At 73.7% G+C, this 19,370-nt stretch carries 14 protein-coding genes; 13 read left to right on the top strand and 1 reads right to left on the bottom strand.

Annotation, left to right across the window (positions count from 1 at the left end; all coding sequences use genetic code 11):
• Nucleotides 1–78: 78 nt before the first annotated feature.
• From folP to AC0QU1_RS24220, 10 genes are all read left to right on the top strand, one after another.
• Entirely contained in the window at nt 79–1,038 is a 960-nt protein-coding gene (gene folP, locus AC0QU1_RS24265) for a dihydropteroate synthase (RefSeq protein WP_483576799.1), read from the top strand.
• Nucleotides 1,035–3,722 (top strand): 2-amino-4-hydroxy-6-hydroxymethyldihydropteridine diphosphokinase, encoded by a 2,688-nt coding sequence (gene folK / locus AC0QU1_RS24260; protein ID WP_483573074.1) that lies wholly within the window; start codon nt 1,035–1,037, stop codon nt 3,720–3,722. Before folP ends, folK begins: the two co-directional genes overlap by 4 nt.
• A gap of 1 nt (nt 3,723) precedes the next feature.
• Entirely contained in the window at nt 3,724–4,209 is a 486-nt protein-coding gene (locus AC0QU1_RS24255) for a DUF3180 domain-containing protein (RefSeq protein WP_483573072.1), read from the top strand.
• A gap of 36 nt (nt 4,210–4,245) precedes the next feature.
• Nucleotides 4,246–4,737 (top strand): PH domain-containing protein, encoded by a 492-nt coding sequence (locus AC0QU1_RS24250; RefSeq protein WP_483573071.1) that lies wholly within the window; start codon nt 4,246–4,248, stop codon nt 4,735–4,737.
• Entirely contained in the window at nt 4,734–6,386 is a 1,653-nt protein-coding gene (locus tag AC0QU1_RS24245; RefSeq protein WP_483573069.1) for a PH domain-containing protein, read from the top strand. Before AC0QU1_RS24250 ends, AC0QU1_RS24245 begins: the two co-directional genes overlap by 4 nt.
• Nucleotides 6,379–7,353 carry a Rossmann-like and DUF2520 domain-containing protein gene (locus AC0QU1_RS24240; protein WP_483573068.1) on the top strand — a complete coding sequence of 325 codons (975 nt, stop codon included), beginning with the start codon at nt 6,379–6,381 and terminating at the stop codon, nt 7,351–7,353. Before AC0QU1_RS24245 ends, AC0QU1_RS24240 begins: the two co-directional genes overlap by 8 nt.
• Nucleotides 7,350–8,285, top strand: a complete 936-nt coding sequence (panC, locus tag AC0QU1_RS24235; protein ID WP_483573067.1) for a pantoate--beta-alanine ligase — start codon at nt 7,350–7,352, stop codon at nt 8,283–8,285. The genes AC0QU1_RS24240 and panC overlap by 4 nt, the downstream gene beginning before the upstream one ends.
• A gap of 4 nt (nt 8,286–8,289) precedes the next feature.
• Complete coding sequence (gene panD / locus AC0QU1_RS24230) at nt 8,290–8,796, top strand: aspartate 1-decarboxylase (protein WP_483573065.1); 507 nt, start codon at nt 8,290–8,292, stop codon at nt 8,794–8,796.
• A complete protein-coding gene (locus AC0QU1_RS24225) occupies nt 8,793–10,481 on the top strand; it encodes an L-aspartate oxidase (RefSeq protein ID WP_483573063.1) in 1,689 nt (562 codons plus the stop codon). Before panD ends, AC0QU1_RS24225 begins: the two co-directional genes overlap by 4 nt.
• 187 nt (nt 10,482–10,668) lie before the next feature.
• Nucleotides 10,669–14,352 carry a hydantoinase B/oxoprolinase family protein gene (locus tag AC0QU1_RS24220; RefSeq protein ID WP_483573062.1) on the top strand — a complete coding sequence of 1,228 codons (3,684 nt, stop codon included), beginning with the start codon at nt 10,669–10,671 and terminating at the stop codon, nt 14,350–14,352.
• Here AC0QU1_RS24220 and AC0QU1_RS24215 read toward each other — a convergent pair.
• Nucleotides 14,311–16,428: a hypothetical protein gene (locus AC0QU1_RS24215; protein WP_483573061.1), complete on the bottom strand. Its 2,118-nt coding sequence runs from the start codon at nt 16,426–16,428 to the stop codon at nt 14,311–14,313. The two genes, AC0QU1_RS24220 and AC0QU1_RS24215, sit on opposite strands and share 42 nt — an antisense overlap.
• 86 nt (nt 16,429–16,514) lie before the next feature.
• Between AC0QU1_RS24215 and nadC the strand changes: the two genes are divergently transcribed.
• The 3 genes from nadC (at nt 16,515) to AC0QU1_RS24200 (ending at nt 19,342) form a co-directional block, all read left to right on the top strand.
• On the top strand, nt 16,515–17,444 hold the full coding sequence (nadC, locus tag AC0QU1_RS24210) for a carboxylating nicotinate-nucleotide diphosphorylase (RefSeq protein ID WP_483573060.1): 930 nt from the start codon (nt 16,515–16,517) through the stop codon (nt 17,442–17,444).
• A gap of 144 nt (nt 17,445–17,588) precedes the next feature.
• The gene (gene lysS / locus AC0QU1_RS24205; protein ID WP_483573058.1) at nt 17,589–19,118 is read left to right on the top strand and encodes a lysine--tRNA ligase; all 1,530 of its coding nucleotides are present in this window, start codon (nt 17,589–17,591) and stop codon (nt 19,116–19,118) included.
• Between the two features lie 41 nt (nt 19,119–19,159).
• Nucleotides 19,160–19,342, top strand: a complete 183-nt coding sequence (locus tag AC0QU1_RS24200) for a hypothetical protein (protein ID WP_483573057.1) — start codon at nt 19,160–19,162, stop codon at nt 19,340–19,342.
• Nucleotides 19,343–19,370: the final 28 nt, after the last annotated feature.

Below are 19,370 nucleotides of genomic sequence, written 5' to 3'. Positions count from 1 at the left end.
TCTGCCGTGCGCCACCCCACCAGGGACGCCCCGGTGCTCGGCCTGCCGGAGCTCTCCGGCGTCGGCCGCACCCTCGTGATGGGCGTCGTGAACGTCACCCCCGACTCGTTCTCGGACGGCGGCGAGTGGTTCGAGCCGTCGGCCGCCGTCGCGCACGGGCTGGAGCTGCTCGGCGAGGGCGCCGACATCCTGGACGTGGGCGGCGAGTCCACCCGGCCCGGGTCGGTGCGCGTGCCGCAGGACCAGGAGCTGGCGCGCGTGCTGCCCGTGATCGAGCAGCTCGCCGGCCACGGCGCCATCGTGAGCGTCGACACCACGCGTGCCGCCGTCGCCGAGCGGGCGGTGGCGGCGGGGGCGCGCATCGTGAACGACGTCTCCGGCGGCCTCGCCGACCCCGAGATGGCCGGCGTCGTGGCCGAGACGGGCGCGGCGTACGTGGCGATGCACTGGCGCGGGCACGCGGACGTCATGGACGACCTTGAGGTGTACGACGACGTCGTGGCCGACGTCCGCGACGAGCTCGCCGCCCGCCTGGCCGCCCTGCACGACGGCGGGGTGCGGCCCGAGCAGGTGATCGTCGACCCGGGACTCGGCTTCAGCAAGGCCGGGGTGCTGAACTGGCCGCTGCTGGCCCATCTCGACGCGCTGCACGGGCTGGGCCGCCCGGTGCTCGTCGGTGCGTCCCGCAAGCGGTTCCTCGGCCACCTGCTCGCCGACCCGGCGGGGCATCCGGCGCCGCCGCGCGCCAGGGACGACGCGACGGCCGCTATCTCGGCCCTGTCGGCCGCCGCGGGCGCGTGGTGCGTGCGCGTGCACACCGTCCGGGCGAGCGCCGACGCCGTCAAGGTGGCCGCCGCGTGGAGCGCCGCCGCCGGCGCGACGCAGGTAGGGTCGTCGCAGACCTCTCCCCGATCCGCACAGGGGGCATTGACTTCCACCGTGGCCTTGACCACAGAATCGTGGACGGCCGGGGGACAAGACATGCCGACCTGGCAGGATTCCGGTGCACGCACAGACGACGGGGGAGGACCACGGTGACCACAGCGTTCGGAACGGGTGTCACAGGCCCGGACGGCCGCTCGCTGGACCAGATCCAGCTCAGCGGCGTGAGCGCGCGGGGGTACCACGGTGCGCTGCCGTCGGAGCGACAGACCGGCCAGGAGTTCCGGGCCGACGTCGTGCTGTACCTGGACACCCGCCCGGCGGCCGCCGGCGACGACCTGGCGCAGACGGTGAGCTACGCGGACGTGGCCAAGGACGTGCACGACATCCTCACGGGTGAGCCCGCCGACCTCGTCGAGACGGTGGCGGAGCGCATCGCCGCGGCGATCCTGGCCCGGCCGCAGGTCGAGGCCGTCGACGTGCGCGTGCACAAGCCGCAGGCACCCATCCCGGTGCCGTTCGCCGACGTCGAGGTGGCGATCCGCCGCGACCGCCTCCGGATGCCCGTCGTCACGGCGCCCGGTGGCGAGGCGCAGGCCGCCGCCGCGCTCGCCACGCCGGTGGAGCCCGCCCCGGCCGAGCAGGCCGAGGTGTTCCCGACGGGGCCGCCGCCCCTCGAACCGTGGAACGACGTGGCGGAGCAGCCGCGCGGCGGGTCCGACGGCGCGGCGTTCGCCGCCCAGCCCGAGCCGCAGGACTTCCAGCCCGTTCCCCGCCCGGCGGCGGAGGAGCCGGAGCCGCTCCCGGCGCCCGAGCTCATCGCGCCCGAGCCGCTCCAGGTGATCCCCGCGACGTGGGAGCTGCAGGCCGAGGCTCCGGCCCAGCCCGAGCTGCGGGAGCTCGGCAAGGAGCCCGTGTTTCCCCCTGAGGGGCAGTTCCAGGCCGGTGAGCAGTTCCAGCCCACGGAGCAGTTCCAGCCGACCGAGCAGTTCCAGGCGGAGGAGCCGTTCCAGCCCGCGGAGCAGTTCCAGCCGGAGCCGGCCTTCGAGCCGGTCCAGCAGTACGAGTCGGCCCAGGGCCTGGACCAGCGACAGGGCTTGGACCAGCGGCAAGGCCTCGACCAGCGGACCGGCCTGGATCAGCGGGCCGGCTTCGAGCAGCAGCCGTACGACCAGTTCGCGCGCCAGCCGGAGCAGCAGCCCGAGCAGCCCTACCAGCCGTTCGACCAGGCCCAGCAGGGCTTCGACCAGCAGCAGTTCGAGCAGCAGCAGAACCAGTACGACCAGATGTTCGAGCAGCAGCGGTACGAGCAGGGCGACCTGGAGCCGACTCGGGTGACCGCGGCGGTGCCCGACTCCGCCGTCGGGCAGCCGGAGCAGGCCTACGCGCCGGAGCAGTACGCACAGGAGCAGCAGTACCAGCCCGAGCCGCGCGACCGGTTCGACGAGGTGCCCGCCGGGTCCGTCGACGTGGTCATCGCGATCGGCGCCAACCTCGGTGACCCCCAGGCGACCATGCGGTCCGCCGTCGGCGAGCTGGACCGGGTGCCGGGCCTGCAGATCACCGACGTGTCGCCGCTGGCGCGCACGGCCGCCGTCGGCGGTCCGGAGGACCAGCCCGACTACCTGAACGCGGTGCTGCTGGGCCGCACGACGCTCTCCGCGCGCGAGCTGCTGCAGGCCTGCCTGGAGGTCGAGAACGTGCACGGCCGCACCCGTGACGAGCGCTGGGGTGCGCGGACGCTCGACGTCGACCTGATCACCTACGGCACGCTGACCGACTCCGCGGAGGACCTGGAGATCCCGCACCCGCGCGCGCACGAGCGCGCGTTCGTCCTGGAACCCTGGTCGCAGATCGCGCCGGAGGCCGTGCTGCCCGGCCTGGGCGGCGGCCCGGTGGCCCAGCTCGCGGCGACGGCGCCCGACCGGACCGGCATCCGCTGGCTCGCCCTCGACTGGCTGACCGACCCGGAGCCGGAGCAGGGCGGCGGCGCCCCCGCGAGCGACCCGACCGTGCCGGACGGCGGCGGGCAGGACGCGCACGTGGCCGAGATGCCGCCCGCGCTGCCCCCGTCCCTCCCGCCGAGCGGGCGCCCGCAGGCCTCACCGGGCGGTCCGGTGGTCGAGGTGCCGGGCGGTGGTCACCCGCAGACGCACCACAGCGGCCAGGCGAGCATGGAGGCTCAGCCCCAGGGCGCAGGCGCAGGCCCGCAGCCGGAGGCCTTCCCGGGTGCCGCCCACCCGCAGGGCTACACGAGCGGGTCGCTGCCCGGCTCGGGCGGCGGCTCCGTGCCGATCCCGCAGCAGGCGGCACAGGGGGCGCCGCTGACGTCCCGGACGCCGCCGTCGGCGGGGATGCCGGGCACCGGGTCGGCCGTGCCGCCGCCCGAGGAGGCCCTCGTGCCGGCCCCGCCCGGGCCCATCGCGCCCCGCGCGGTCCGGGACACGGCGCACGAGGTGCCGGAGCACGAGCCGCTGCCCCCGGCGTCGGCCGCGCCGGCCAAGCCGGTGTTCGCGCCGGTCAACCCGTCGCGCCAGCAACAGGCGAACCCGTTCCCGCCGGTGAACGGCGGCGGCCAGCAGGAGCAGGCGACCCCGGTGTTCGCCCCGGTCAACACGCCGACGAACGGCGTGCCCGGCTCGGCGCAGAACGGTCACGCCCCGAACGGTCAGGTCCAGAACGGCCAGGCCAACGGCCACCCGAACGCCTACGACAGCGACCACACGGTGATCCGCGTGCCTGGCTACGCCAACGGTCAGCAGGCGCAGGGGGCGGACGGCCCGATCGACTCGGTCCCCGCGTGGGGGCCGGTCCGGGACGAGCGGGGGCGCGACGTCTGACATGCGCCGAACTCCGGTCGGGTCCCTGATCGCAGTCCTCGTGGCCGTCGCGATCGTCGGCTGGCTCGTGCTGCACGCCCTGGAGTCCCGAAGCGTCTATCTGCCGGTCGTGCCCTGGCTGGTCGACGTCGCGATCCTCGCGCTGGCCGGAGCGGTGTTCTGGTCGGGGTGGGCCGTGCGCGCGTACCAGAAGGGCAAGCGGCCGTCCCTCGACGGCATCCGCGCCGCCCGCACGCTCGTCCTGGCCAAGGCCGCCGCGCTGACCGGTGCGCTGCTCGGCGGCTGGTACCTGGCGCAGGTGCTGGTGGTGCTGGGCGACCTCGCGATCGAGCCGCGCCGTGACCGCGCCATCGCGGCGGGGATCGCCGTGCTGTGCTCGATAGTCCTCTCCGTGGTGGGCCTGATCGTGGAGAAGTTCTGCGAGCTGCCGCCGTCGGACAAGGACCGCGCCACCTCGGACGAGGGCGAGTCCCCGGCCCCGGCCTGAGGCCCTCGCTACCCAGCACTTGCCCACTGCGGAACAATGGCCATCATGACCAGCCCTTTCGAACCGCACGACGTGACCTGGAACCGCGTGTCCCCGCGGCTCGTGACGGCCCGGCTGGTCCCGGGCAGCATCAGCCTCGGGATACCGCTGGTCGTCGGTGTCGTGCTCGCCCTCACCGTCGGCCCGTGGTTCTGGATCCTCGCCGGTGTCCCCGCGGTGTTCCTGGTGTGGTCGATCATCCTGGTCCCGCGCCAGGTCAGGGCCATCGGCTACGCCGAGCGCGACGACGACCTCCTCATCCGCAAGGGCGTCATGTTCAAGTCGATGGTCGTGGTGCCGTACGGCCGCATGCAGTACGTGGACGTGGAGGCGGGGCCGCTGGACCGCCGGCTGGGCCTGGCGAAGGTGCAGCTCCACACGGCCTCCGTCGGCACGGACGCCCAGATCCCCGGCCTGCCCCCGGACGAGGCGGCGCGCCTGCGCGACCGCCTCGCGTCCCGCGGTGAGGCCCGGCTGGCGGGGCTGTGAGCACGCCCGAGCACGGCCTCGACAAGCGGGAGCCGGGTCTCGGCGAGACCGGCCCGGCCGAGCCCGGCCGACCGGCCGAGACCGGCCAGCCGCGCGAACCTGGTCAGCCACCCGAGGCCGGCCCGGCCGAGCACGAGGAGCTCGTGTGGCGGCGCGTCCACCCGGTCACCCCGCTGGTCCGGGGCTGGGCGGTGGTCGGCGCCGCCGTCGTGATCCTGGGCCAGCAGAGCCTGGAGGGCGGGCCGCGCGGCGGCCTGATCGCGCTCGTGTCCAGCGACTACTGGTGGACCCTGCTCGCCGCGCTCGCCGCCATCGCGCTCGTCGGCTGGGGCTACTCGACGCTGGCCTGGCGTATGACCACCTACGCCATCGGCGAGGAGGCGGTGCACCTGCGGCGCGGCATCCTGTTCCGCCAGCAGCGGCACGCACGCCTGGACCGGCTGCAGTCGGTCGACATCCGCCAGCCCCTCGTGGCCCGGTTCTTCGGTCTGTGCGAGCTCACGCTGGAGACGGCGGGCGGCACGGACTCCGGCGTCGCCATCGGCTTCCTCAAGGGGTCCGACGCCGACGCGCTGCGCGCGGAGCTCCTCGCCCGTGCGGCGGGGCTCAAGGTCGCTACGGCGGGCCCGGCGGCCGACGCCCGCTCCGACAGGCCGGAGTCCGCTCCGCAGGCCGGAGCGCCGGGCGGGCCGCAGGACGCCGTCGTGCCGGCCGATCAGCCGGGGGCCGGCGCGGCCCAACCGGTCCCCGCGGCCAGCCTCGAAGCACCGCAGGTGCCCGTCCTCACGGTGCCCCTCGGCCGCCTGATCGCCTCGGTGCTGCGCTCCGGCGCGACGATCACGCTCTTGGTCTGGGCCCTCGCGGTCCTTGTGATCATGGTCGTCACCGGCGAGTTCGCCGTGATGTCCGCGTCGCTGCCCGCCGTGCTGGGCGCGGGCGGGTACCTGTTCAGCCGCCTGACCGGCGAGTTCGACTTCCGCGTCGCCATCTCGCCCGACGGCGTCCGCCTGCGGCACGGCATGCTGGAGACGCGCTCCCAGACCATCCCGCCCGGCCGGGTGCAGGCGGTCCGCCTGGTGCAGAGCGTGCTGTGGCGCGGCCGCGACTGGTGGCGGGTGCAGGTGAACGTCGCCGGCTACGGCGGCGAGAGCGAGGAGAAGAGCAGCGTGCTGCTGCCCGTCGGCACCCGCGAGGAGGCGCTGACCGTGCTGTCCCTCGTGCTGCCCGACCTCGGCGTCGACGAGCCGCGGCGCGTCCTCGACGCGGGCCTCGACGGCGACTCGCGGGCGGAGAGCGCCTACGTCTCCGCACCCCGGCGCACACGCATCCTCGATCCGGTGGCCTGGCGGCGCAACGGCTTCACGGTGACCGGGCGCGCGCTCCTGCTGCGCAGGGGCCGCCTGGTGAAGATCCTCGACGTGGTGCCGCACGAGCGGACGCAGTCGCTGGGCCTGAGCCAGGGCCCGTGGCAGCGCCGGCTGGGCGTCGCCTCGTTCCAGGTGCACTCCACGCAGGGTCCGGTGCACCCTGAGGTGCCGCACCTCGACACCGCCGATGCCGCGCGCCTCATGGCGGAGCAGGCTCTGCGCGCCCGCACGGCGCGCGCGACGGCGGGGCCCGAACGCTGGATGGAGAGACAGGGTGAGTGATCCCGACGAGCCGGGCAGCCGGCCCGGCCGGCTGGGCGTCGGCGTGGTCGGTGCCGGGCGCGTCGGCGCGGTACTCGGCAACGCGCTGCGCGCGGCGGGCCACGCCGTCGTGGGTGCGAGCGGCATCTCGGAGGACTCGCGGGAACGCATCGAGACGCTCCTGCCGGGCGTCCCCAACCTGGAGGTGCCCGACGTCGTGGAGAGGGCCGAGCTGGTCCTCCTCGCGGTGCCCGACGACGCCCTTGGCCCCCTGGTCGCCGGCCTCGCCGACACCGGGGCCTGGCAGCCGGGGCAGCTCGCGATCCACACGTCCGGCCGCTACGGGACCGCCGTCCTGGAGCCCGCCCGGCTGGGGGGCGCGATTCCGCTCGCCATCCATCCCGCCATGACCTTCACCGGGACGAGCCTGGACCTGGCGCGCCTGGAGGGCTGCACGTTCGCCGTGACGGCGCCGGCGCCCGTGCTGCCCATCGGGCAGGCGCTCGTGGTCGAGATCGGCGGCGAGCCGGTGGTCGTGGACGAGCAGGCCCGCGGCCTCTACCACGCGGCCCTCGCGCACGGCGCGAACCACCTCGTGGTGCTCGTCGCGCAGGCCGCGGAGGCGTTGGAGGCCGCGGGGGTCGAGGCGCCCGGCCGGATGCTCGGCCCGCTGCTCACGGCCGCCCTCGAGTCGGCGACGCGGTCGGCGGACGTGCGCGACGGCGTCGGCCCCGGCGCGATCTCTGCGCTCACCGGGCCGGTGTCCCGCGGCGACGTCGGCACCGTGCGCCGCCACCTGACCGAGCTGAGCACGTTCGCGGCGGCCAGCGGCGCCACCGACGTGCCGGGCAGCTACACCGAGCTCGCCCGCGGGGCCACACGCCGCGCACTGGCGAGCCACCGCATCGACGACTCCGCGGCGCAGGCGCTGCTGGACGCGCTGGACGGCGCGACCGGGGAGTCGCGCGCAGGAAGGAAGACGCAGTGACCACCGAGATCACTACCGATGCGGCGCAGCGCACCCCGCTGGTGGTCCGCACCCGCGCCGAGCTGCGGGACGCCCAGATGCGGTGGGCCGTCGCGGGCCCCCTGGCCGCACCGGAGACCGCGCCCGCGCAGCGCGCCGTCGTCATGACCATGGGCGCGCTGCACGAGGGCCACCTGGAGCTCGTGCGCAGGGCGCGCGCGGAGGCCGGCCCGAACGGGCAGGTGGTCGTCACCATCTTCGTGAACCCGCTGCAGTTCGGTGCGGGCGAGGACCTCGACACCTACCCGCGCGACCTGGACGGCGACGTCGCCAAGCTCGCGGGCGTCGGGGCCGACGTCGTGTTCGCGCCCACGCCCGACGTCGTCTACCCGGACGGCGACCCCGTGGTGCGGGTGTCGGCCGGGCGGATCGGCGAGGTGCTGGAGGGCGAGCACCGGCCCGGGCACCTGGACGGTGTGCTCACCGTGGTGCTCAAGCTGATGCACCTGGTGCGGCCCGACGTCGCGCTGTTCGGCGAGAAGGACGCGCAGCAGCTCCTTGCCGTGCGCCGCATGGTGCGGGACCTGGACGTGCCGGTCGAGGTGGTCGGGGTGCCGACCGTGCGTGAGAGCGACGGGCTCGCCCTGTCCTCGCGCAACGCGTACCTGTCGGCGGACGAGCGCGAGCGGGCCCTTGCCCTGTCGCGCGCACTGCGCGCGGGGGCGGCCGCGGCGGGCCAGGGTGCGACGGGTGTGATCAACGCCGCGCGGCAGGTCCTGGACGGGGCGGAAGGCGTCGTGATCGACTATCTGGCGCTCGTCGACCCGGTGACCGTGGACGCGGTCCCCGGCGACTTCTCCGGCCGCGCGCTGCTGCTCGTGGCCGCACGGGTGGGTAGCACCCGCCTGATCGACAACCAGGCCGTCGAGGTCTCGCCCGAGATCCAGAGGTAGCACCATGAGCTCCACCCCGCACCGTCCGCCCGTCGGCCGCCCCGCCTCGCTGCAGCGGCCCATGATGATCGCGAAGATCCACCGCGCCACCGTCACGCAGGCGGACCTGCACTACGTCGGGTCCATCACCGTGGACGCCGACCTGCTCGACGCGGCGGACCTGGTCCCCGGCCAGCAGGTCGACGTCGTCGACGTCACCAACGGCGCCCGGCTGACCACCTACGTGATCCCCGGCGAGCCCGGCTCCGGCCAGATCTGCATCAACGGCGCCGCCGCCCACCTGGTCAGCCCGGGCGACGTCGTCATCCTCATCGGGTACGGCATGCTCTCGGACCACGACGCGCGGACCTTCCTGCCGAACGTCGTGTTCGTGGACGAGAAGAACCGCATCGTCGAGATCAACGACGAGCCGGGGCACGTGCCGGACGGGTACGGCCTGGAGGAGAGCGGCCTGCCGATCGAGCCGTTCCAGCACGCCGGGCTGGTACGCACGGCGTCGGGCCGCGCGTGAGCCCGACCCCTGGTCCGGGTCCGCGCGTCGCACGTTCCCTCGCCGCGCCGGCGCCGGGCTGGACCGCCGAGGCCGACGCGGTCGTCGTCGGCTCGGGGATCGCGGGCCTGACGGCGGCGCTCGAGCTGCGTACCCGCGTGCCGCGGGTGGTGCTCGTGACCAAGGGCGAGCTGTCGTCCGGGTCCACCGTGTGGGCCCAGGGCGGCATCGCCGCCGCGCTCGACCCGTCCGACTCGCCCGAGGCGCACCTGGCCGACACGCTCGCCGCGGGCGGCGGCCTGTCCGACCCGGAGGCCGTGCAGGTGCTGGTCACCGAGGGTCCGGCGCGCGTCCGCGAGCTGGTGGCCCGGGGCGCGGTCTTCGACAAGGCGGCCGACGGCGATATCGCGCTCACCCGGGAGGGCGGCCACCACGCCGACCGCATCGCGCACGCCGGCGGGGACGCCACGGGCGCGGAGATCTCCCGCGCGCTGGTCGCGCAGATCGAGGCGGTGCGGCACGACCCGGGGATCGAGGTGGTGGAGAACGCCCTGGTGCTGGACGTGCTGACCACCGCCCCCGAGCCTGACGGCACGACGCGCGCCTGCGGCGTCACCCTGCACGTGCGCGGTACGGGCTCGCGCGACGGCGTCGGCGCGGTCCTTGCGCCCGCCGTCGTCCTGGCCACGGGCGGGATCGGGCAGGTCTTCCGGTCCTCGACCAATCCGGCCGGCGCGACGGGCGACGGCATCGCCGCGGCCCTGAGGGCCGGCGCGGTGCTGGGCGACCTGGAGTTCGTGCAGTTCCACCCGACGGTCCTGTGGCTCGGCTCGGGTGCCAAGGGGCAGCTCCCGCTCATCTCGGAGGCCGTGCGCGGCGAGGGCGCGCTGCTGCTCGACGTCAACGGCCGCCGGTTCATGCCCGGCGTGCACGAGATGGCCGAGCTGGCGCCGCGCGACGTCGTCGCGCACGCGATAGTGCGGCAGATGGCCGCCACGGGCGCGGACAACGTGCTGCTCGACGCCCGCCGCCTCGGCCGGGAGTTCCTGCGCACGCGGTTCCCGACGATCAACCAGCGGCTGCTGGAGGCGGGCATCGACTGGTCGGAGGAGCCGGTGCCCGTCGCACCCGCGCAGCACTACCACTCGGGCGGCGTGGTGACCGACCTCGACGGGCGGTCGTCCGTGGACGGGCTGTACGCGGTGGGCGAGGTCGCGTGCACCGGTGTGCACGGCGCGAACCGGCTCGCGTCGAACTCGCTGCTCGAAGGCGTTGTGTTCGCCTCGCGCGCGGCGCGCGACGTCGCGGAGCGGTTCGACGCCGGCGAGCTCAAGCCGGGGGAGCCGGAGGACCGTCCCGGCGGCTCCGCGCTGGTGGCAGCCGCCGCCCGGTCGCGGATCCAGAAGGTGACCTCCGCCGGCTCGGGCGTGATCCGGTCGGCGCGGTCGCTGGCCGAGGTGGACGAGCGGCTCGGCGCCGTCCGGGCCGATGCGCACCTGGCGGCAGAGGTGGTGGCCGAGCCCCAGGCCGCCGAGTGGGAGACGACCAACGTCCACCTGGTCGCGCGCGCCCTGACCCGCGCGGCGTGGCTGCGGGAGGAGACCCGCGGCGGCCACTACCGCACGGACTTCCCCAGGCCGGACGACGCGTGGCGGCGCCGGGTTCAGGTCTGGCTGGACGACGACGGGGTGCTGCAGGCGCGCTGACTGGGCTGGAAGCCTGGACCTTGGGGCGACTTTGGTCCTTTGCACAGGTCGGTCAGTTGCCTGCGGCTCTGGCGTGACTTCGGTCGCCTGTCCTGAGATCGGTCGTTTAATGGACCGATCTCGAGGCAAGCGACCGAAGTCGTGGTGGAGCCCAGGGCACCGGAGCTCATCGTCTAGGCTCGGCGCGGTGGCCTGGGAATTCTGGATCGACCGTGGCGGGACCTTCACCGACATCGTGGCGCGCCGTCCCGACGGCACCCTCTCGACGCACAAGCTGCTCTCCGAGGATCCCGAGCGGTACGACGACGCGGCGGTGGCCGGCATACAGCGCATCCTGGCCGACGCGGCTTCGGCCGGCGCGGCGGGCGACGCGCCGTCGGCGGTGGTCGCCGCGGTCCGGATGGGGACGACCGTAGCGACCAACGCCCTGCTGGAGCGCACCGGGGAACCCACCGTCCTGGTGGTCACGCGCGGTTTCCGCGACGCCCTGCGGATTGCCTACCAGAACCGGCCGCGGATCTTCGACCGCCGGATCGTGCTGCCCGAACCGCTGTACTCCCGCGTGATCGAGGTGGACGAACGCGTCAGCGCGACGGGCGAGGTCCTCCGGACCCCGGACCTGGCCGCGCTGTCCCGGGAGCTGCGGTCCGCCTACGACGACGGGTTCCGTGCGGTCGCCGTCGTCTGCCTGCACTCGCACCTCTTCCCGGAGCACGAGCGGGCCGTCGCGGACCTCGCCGTGCGGACCGGGTTCACGCAGGTCTCCCGCTCGGCCGAGGTCAGCCCGCTGGTGAAGCTCGTCCCCCGCGGGGACACCACGGTGGTCGACGCCTACCTGTCGCCCGTGCTGCGCCGTTACGTGGACCGGGTGGCGCGCGACCTGACCGGGGTTCCGCTCCAGTTCATGCAGTCCAACGGCGGCCTCACGGAGGCTCACCAGTTCCGCGGCAAGGACGCCATCCTGTCGGGGCCGGCCGGCGGCATCGTGGGCATGGTGCGGATGTCGGAGCTCGCCGGTCTCGACCACGTCATCGGATTCGACATGGGCGGCACGTCGACCGACGTCTCGCACTATGCGGGCGCGCTGGAGCGGGTCTTCGACACCCAGGTGGCGGGCGTGCGGCTGCGCGCGCCCATGCTCGACATCCACACCGTCGCAGCGGGTGGCGGCTCGGTGCTGCACTTCGACGGCAGCCGGTACCGGGTGGGTCCCGACTCGGCGGGGGCCGTGCCCGGTCCGGCCTGCTACCGGCGCGGCGGGCCGCTGACCGTCACCGACGCCAACCTCCTGCTCGGCCGGATCCAGGCGGAGCACTTCCCCTCGGTCTTCGGGCCGGGCGGCGACCAGCCGCTCGACGTGGACGTGGTCCGGCGCGAGTTCACGCAGCTGGCCGCCGAGATCGGTGACGGCCGCACCCCCGAGCAGGTCGCGGAGGGTTTTCTCGCCGTCGCCGTGGCGAACATGGCCGGTGCCGTCAAGAAGATCACCGTCCGCAAGGGGCACGACGTGACCCGCTATGCGCTGACCACGTTCGGCGGAGCGGGCGGGCAGCACGCCTGTGCGGTGGCCGACGCCCTGGGCATCGAGACGGTGCTGGTACCGCCCATGGCGGGTGTCCTGTCCGCGCTGGGCATCGGGCTGGCCGACACGACGGTCATGCGCGAGCAGTCGGTCGGGGCGGTGCTCGAACCGGAGGCCGTCGAACGGCTGGGCGCGGTCGCACACACCCTGGAGGAGGCGGCCCGCGCCGACCTCCTCCAGCAGGCCGGGCGGACGTCGGACGACGGCCCGGCGGCCGACGTGAGCATCGAGGTCAGGGTGACCGCCCACCTGCGGTACGACGGGACGGACACGACGGTGCCGGTGCGCCTGTCCGGCGTCGCCGAGATGACCGCAGAGTTCGAACGCACCCATCGGTCGATCTACTCGTTCCTGCTGGACCGCCCGCTGGTCGTCGAAGCCCTCTCCGTCGAGGCGGTCTCCCGCGGCAGCCGGCCCGAGCTCGTCCCGCCCAGAGCGGACGACGCCGGGCCCCGGGCGGCCGCCGTCGGCCCCGACGCCGGGGGGAGCACCGCCGAGACCGTGCGGGTGTTCGCAGACGGCGGCTGGTGGGAGTGCTCCCTGCTCCGCCGCGAGCGCATGCTGCCGGGGCAGACGGTGACGGGGCCCGCGCTGATCACGGAGGAGAACGCGACCACCTTCGTCGCCGGCGGCTGGCGGGCGGAGGTCACCGCCGCCGGCCACCTTCTGGCGCGCCGGACGGCGCCGCGCGCGGGCGCGGACGTCTCCGCCGCGGCGGACCCGGTGATGCTGGAGATCTTCAACAACCTGTTCATGTCGATCGCAGAGCAGATGGGGGCCCGGCTGGGGGCCACAGCCCAGTCCGTGAACATCAAGGAGCGGCTGGACTTCTCCTGCGCACTGTTCGACCCGGACGGCAACCTGGTGGCGAACGCGCCGCACATCCCAGTGCACCTCGGGTCCATGGGGACGTCGGTGAAGGAGGTGATCGCACGCCGGCGCGGCTCGATGCGCCCTGGCGACGTGTTCGCCGTCAACGACCCGTTCCACGGGGGCACCCACCTGCCCGACGTCACGGTCATCACGCCGGTGTTCTCGGCGGACGGCACGGAGATCCTGTTCTACGTGGCCTCGCGTGGCCACCACGCGGAGATCGGTGGGATCGCGCCGGGCTCCATGCCCGCGACCAGCACGGACATCCACGAGGAGGGCGTGCTGTTCGACAACTGGCTGCTCGTCGCCGACGGCAGGCTGCGCGAGGACGAGACCAGGGCGCTCCTGGCCTCCGCCCGGTACCCGTCCCGCGCCGTCGACACCAACCTCGCCGACCTCAGGGCCCAGGTCGCCGCCAACGCCAAGGGGGTCGAGGAGGTCGGCGCGATGGTGGCGCAGTTCGGGCTCGACGTCGTCCAGGCGTACATGCGGCACGTGCAGGACAACGCCGCGGAGGCGGTCCGCCGGGTGATCGACACCCTGACCGACGGGGAGTTCGTCTATGAGACCGACCACGGCGCGACCATCGCGGTGCGCGTGCGTGTCGACCGGGCGTCCCGGACGGCCACCATCGACTTCACCGGGACGTCTGCGCAGCTGGCGACCAACTTCAACGCGCCGTCGTCGGTGGCGACGGCGGCGGTGCTGTACGTGTTCCGCACCCTCGTGGCGGACGACATCCCGCTCAACGACGGCTGCCTGCGGCCGCTGGAGATCGTGATTCCGCCGCGCACCATGCTGTCGCCGGACTACCCGGCGGCCGTGGTGGCGGGCAACGTCGAGACGAGCCAGGCGATCACAGGGGCCCTGTACGGGGCGCTCGGGGTGCAGGCGGAGGGCTCCGGCACCATGAACAACCTCACCTTCGGCGACGCGACCCGGCAGTACTACGAGACGATCGCGTCCGGCTCCGGTGCCGGGGAGGGGTTCGACGGAGCCTCGGCGGTGCAGACGCACATGACGAACTCCCGTCTGACGGATCCAGAGGTCTTCGAGACGCGGTTCCCCGTCCTGGTGCGGGAGTTCCGTATCCGGACCGGCTCCGGCGGCTCGGGTCGCTGGCACGGGGGCGACGGCGTGGTCCGCGAGCTGGAGTTCCGCGAGCCGATGACGGCGAGCGTGCTGACCGGGCACCGGAGCGTCCCGCCGTACGGGATGGCCGGCGGCAGCCCTGGCGCGCTGGGGCGCAACCTGGTCCGCAGGGCCGACGGCGGCGCCGAGGCGCTGGGCGGCCGGGACACCGTCCGGCTCGGGGCGGGCGACGTCCTCGTCATCGAGACGCCCGGAGGCGGCGGTTACGGAGAGCGCGCGGACTCAGCCGCGGAGCCGGCGCCGGACGCCGGCCCGCAGCCGTGAGCCGAGTGCTCCGAGGCGTTGGGGCAGGATGCCCATCCGGTCCAGCAGCCAGGCGACCCCGCCGACGAGCAGGAGCCAGCCGAGGACTCCGGGGACGGTCGTGAGCTGAGCGATGTCGGGCCACCGCCAGAGGAGGACGAGGACGCTCGCCCCGGCGCCTACGACCGCGAGGGCGGCCAGCCAGCAGACGACGGCGCCGACGACGAAGACCGGCGTCAGCCGGCTGAGGTTGTTCCGCTCCTGTTCGAGTGCCGCGGTGAGCGAGCGGTTCCGGGCTGCCAGCGCGGCCGCGGGCCGGTGGTCCTCGACGGGCGCAGCGGCCGACGGGTGCCTGGCCGCGCCCGCGGTCGCTGCCAGAAGGGTGTCGAGGACGAACGGCGCGAGCTCCTCCACGGCCGCCAGCGCGTGGCCGTACCGCGCCGCGGCACTGACGTTGGTGCCGGAGGCCATCGTCGTCTCGTACTCCGAGCGCAGCACGGCGACGGCCCGCGCGGCCGGCCGGAGGTCGGACGGCGCCACCGCCACCGCGGCGATGGCCAGGGCGACGGTGGCCGTTCCCTCGTGGCTGAGCCAGACGTCGTCGTCACCGAACCGCGCGAGGGCACTGACGAGCCGTGCCGTCTGGGACCTGAGGTCTGGCGTCGCCGAGTCGAGCTTCAGGACCAGGACGAGACAGCCGACCCAGTCGAGCACGCGGAGCAGGTCGGGCGCGCTGAGCTCGTCGAGGTCCAGGCCTTCGAGGCCGTCGGCGAAGGACTGCACGGTACCGTCGCCCGACGCGGCCTCGCAGGCGGCGAGCAGCACGTCCGACAGCGCGTCTCCTGGGCTGAGCAGGCGGGCCCTCGCCAGAGCGTCCTCCACCATCGGCCGGGGAGCGTCGGCCGCGCAGAGCACCTGTATCACGGCCAGGACCGACGAGAGGGTCATGCCGTCGTAGAACAGGGAACCCAGCCGAGCGCGAAGCTCGCGATCGTGCCGGGGATCCCACCGCTCGGTGCCGGACTCGGCGACGTTCTCGCAGAAGTACCGCGCGGCGACCACGACGTTGCGGGTCGGGAAGGGGTCCAGCCTGCCGTGGCGGACGACGGAGGCGGGGTCGGCGGCGAAGAAGTCCCGCGCGAGCACGTACTGGCGCGCGCCGACCTGACCGGTCAGCCGGACCGTTCCGGCCTCGCCCGTCTGGTCGGTCGCGAGCAGCAGCGCGCCTCCGCGAGTCGCCTCCCGGTAGGAACCGGTGTCCGCGGCGTCGGACGGGGAGACGACGTGCAGCACGCGGCGGGTGCGCAGCCAGCCGGCGGCGGGGTCGGCCGTACGAATCCGGTGGGCGGTTCTGAGGTGTCCAAGGGCCGTGCCGAGGGCTGTGCCGTCACCGGAGGGCCAGATCACGAGCTCAGGGGAACCGACGCAGGCGTACTCGATGCAGTTCGCGAGGAGACCGGTGGCCTCGTGCCAGTCGAGCGGGAGTGCGGAGGCCACGACTCGCCATCGCAGGTGCGCCGCCGAGACGGCGAGCAGGGTCTCCCCGGTGCCGCTCTCGATCACCGGATCGAACTCCGGGAGCACCGACTCGGGGACCGAGAGCCAGGACCCGAGCTGACCGAGCTGTCCGGTCGCGCTGAGCTCGGCGGTCAGGTCGACGGGAAAGGGGTAGTTGACCACCGGGCTGTCCTGCGCCGTGATCCGGGGGCGCGCCGCTTCGTCGCGTCGGCGTGCGAACTGCAGCGCCGTGCCGTCCGGCGTCGTGATCTGCGTGTCGGCCGTCGTGTACTGGTGCAGCAGGATGAGGCCCCGACCCTGGTCGAGAAAGGACGTGACCTGCTCCGCGTGCTCGCGAACGGCCCTGGCCACATACCCGTCCGCGTGACGGATCGCGTTCGAGGCGATGACGAGCGCGTCGTAGGGCGACTGCGGCAGCGTGGCGAGGGTGGCCGAGCTTTCCCGGTCCCTGATGATGCTGACGGACACCGGCTTGCCGATCGCCGTGAGCTTCGCGCTCGCTTCCAGGATGGATCGTCCGTCGTCGGCGTGGTATTGGCGGGTGGACTCCAGACCGTCGACGAGTACCGCGATCCGCACGTCGGAAAGGTTAGGTCGGTCACGGACACCTGCCTGGTCGCCACGCCGAGGGCACCCGCCACCGCCCCCGCAGATACGGTGACCCAGTGAGCACCCTCCCCGTCTTCCCCACCCCCTCGACCGTCACCCCCGGCCTCGACGCCGCCTGGGTCGCCGGGGTAGTCGAGACCGCCCTCGACGAGGACCTCGGCCCCGCCCCGGGCCGCGACGTGACCTCGCAGGCGACCATCCCGCCGTCGGCCACGGGTGTGGCGGAGCTCGTGGCGCGCGAGGGCGGCGTCGTCGCGGGCCTCGTGGTGGTGCAGGAGGTCCTGGACCAGGTGGCGGCCCGGCTCGGCCTGGCGGCCCCGTCCGTGACCTTCCACGCCCAGGACGGCGACGCCGTCGCGGCCGGCCAGGTGCTGGCCGGCCTGGCGGGCCGCACGCAGGTGCTGCTCGTGGCCGAGCGCACCCTGCTCAACCTGGCCAGCCGCGCGTCCGGCGTCGCCACCGCCACCTGTGCCTTCGCCCGGGAGCTGGCGGGCACGGGCGCGCAGGTGCTCGACACCCGCAAGACCACGCCGGGCCTGCGTGCCCTGCAGAAGTACGCGGTGCGGGCCGGCGGCGGCACCAACAAGCGCATGGGCCTGTACGACGTCGCCATGGTCAAGGACAACCACGTCGTCGCCGCCGGGTCGGTCGCCGCGGCGATCCGTTCCGTGCGCGAGAGGTTTCCCGAGGTGCAGGTCCAGGTGGAGGCCGACACGACCGCCCAGGCCCTCGAAGCCCTGACCGCCGGCGCGGACTTCCTCCTGCTGGACAACATGGAGCCGGACCTCCTCGCCGAGACCGTCGCCGCCGTCCGCGCGCGGGAGGGGCACGACGGCGTCCCCGCGCACGTCGAGCTGGAGGCGACCGGCCGGATCACGCTGGAGCGGGCGCGGAAGATCGCGGCGACGGGCGTGGACTTCCTGTCGGTCGGCGCCCTCACGCACAGCGCCCCGATCCTCGACCTCGCCCTGGACCTGCGGGCTTGAACCATATGGCCCGCGCGGCGAGACGCCGCCCTTCACCCGGCCACGCGCCCGGCTCGCTCAGCCGGGCGCCACGCGTCGCCCGCGGCCGAGCGCCGTGCGTCACACCGGAAAGTTTGAGCTTGTACCCCCGATAGAATCGCCTCCGTGACCACCGAGAACCCGGCTGCCGAGAGTGCCGCCGCCCCGCCGCCCGACGACCTGCCCGAGCAGCTGCGGGTCCGGCGCGAGAAGCGTGAGCGCCTCCTGGCGCGCGGCACCGAGGCGTACCCGGTCACCGTCCCGGTCACGCACACCATCGCGGAGATCCGCACCAAGTACGAGCACCTGGAGGCCGGCCAGGAGACGGACGACGTCGTGGGCGTCGCCGGCCGCGTCGTGTTCATCCGCATCGGCGGCAAGCTGTGCTTCGTCACGCTGCAGGACGGCGAGGGCAACCGCCTCCAGGGCATGCTGAGCCTCGCCGTGCTCGGCGAGGAGGCGCTCGCCGCCTTCAAGTCCGACGTCGACCTCGGCGACCACCTGTTCCTGCACGGCCGCATCGGCGCGTCCAGGCGGGGCGAGCTGAGCGTCTTCGCCGACGAGTGGCAGATGGCGGCCAAGGCGCTGCGGCCGCTCCCGGTGCTGCACAAGGACCTGTCCGAGGAGGCGCGCGTCCGGCAGCGCTACGTGGACCTCATCGCGCGCCCCGCCGCGCGCGACATGGTGCGCCTGCGCGCCGGCGTCGTGCGCTCCCTGCGGGAGAACTTCCACCGGCGCGGCTTTCTCGAGGTCGAGACGCCGATGCTGCAGACCATTGCCTCCGGCGCGTCCGCTCGGCCTTTCTCGACGCACATGAATGCGTACGACCTGGAGCTGTTCCTCCGCATCGCGCCTGAGATCTTCCTGAAGAAGGCGGTTGTCGGCGGCGTCGAGAAGGTGTTCGAGATCAACCGGAACTTCCGTAACGAGGGTGCCGACTCGTCGCACTCGCCGGAGTTCGCGATGCTTGAGTCGTACGAGGCGTACGGCGATTACAACACCATCGGCGCCCTGACCCAGGATCTGGTGCAGACTGCGGCGCTGGACGTTCTCGGCAGCACGCTCGTGACGCTTCCGGACGGTTCCGAGTACGAGCTGGGCGGAGAATGGGCAAACCTGCGCATGTACGACTCGCTCTCCGAAAGCCTCGGTGAGGAGATCACCGCCGACACCTCGGCGGAGGAACTCGAGAAGATCGCCGAGCGGCTCGACGTCGAGGTCGGCAACAAGAAGATCGTGAATCACGGAAAGCTCGTCGAGACGCTCTGGGAGCACCGGGTGGGCGACCACCTGACGGCGCCGACGTTCGTCCGCGACTTTCCCGTCGAGACGTCGCCGCTCACGCGCGACCACCGCACGGAAAAGGGTCAGGTCGAGAAGTGGGACCTGTACGTGCGCGGCTTCGAGCTGGCCACGGGCTATTCCGAGCTCGTCGACCCGGTGATCCAGCGGCAGCGCTTCGAGGCGCAGGCCAGGATGGCCGCGGCCGGCGACGACGAGGCGATGCTGCTGGACGAGGATTTCCTGACCGCGATGGAATTCGCGATGCCCCCTTCGGGCGGAATGGGCATGGGCATCGACCGCCTCCTCATGGCGCTGACGGGCCAGGGTATCCGGGAGACGATCCTTTTCCCGCTGGTGAAGCCGCAGGCCTGACGATTCAAACCCCGTGCAGATGAGTTTGTGAGGATCTTGTGATGGATACGACGCTCGCGGTGCTCGCCGGGCTCACGCCCTCGGTGGGTGTCGGCCTGCTGTTCTGGTTTGCGATGCGCAAGATCGTCCGGGCGGACCGGGACGAGCGCCAGGCTCTCGAGCGAATGGATCGCGAGGCCATGGCGGCGGCAGCAGAAAACACGGAGAATTCGCCTTCGCGCTGATCCGCCGCGCCGAGGTTATCCGTACCGG

It is taken from the genome of Promicromonospora noduliphila (assembly GCF_056951025.1).
The sequence above is the reverse complement of the archived record's forward strand: the minus strand, read 5'-3'. Positions and strand labels throughout refer to the sequence as shown.

Excerpts from the sequence above, each read along its gene's own strand:
- folP (WP_483576799.1), top strand. The coding sequence starts at position 79 with ATGGGCGTCGTGAACGTCACCCCCGACTCGTTCTCGGACGGCGGCGAG.
- AC0QU1_RS24255 (WP_483573072.1), top strand. The coding sequence starts at position 3,724 with ATGCGCCGAACTCCGGTCGGGTCCCTGATCGCAGTCCTCGTGGCCGTC.
- AC0QU1_RS24250 (WP_483573071.1), top strand. The coding sequence starts at position 4,246 with ATGGCCATCATGACCAGCCCTTTCGAACCGCACGACGTGACCTGGAAC.
- panD (WP_483573065.1), top strand. The coding sequence starts at position 8,290 with ATGAGCTCCACCCCGCACCGTCCGCCCGTCGGCCGCCCCGCCTCGCTG.
- AC0QU1_RS24200 (WP_483573057.1), top strand. The coding sequence starts at position 19,160 with ATGGATACGACGCTCGCGGTGCTCGCCGGGCTCACGCCCTCGGTGGGT.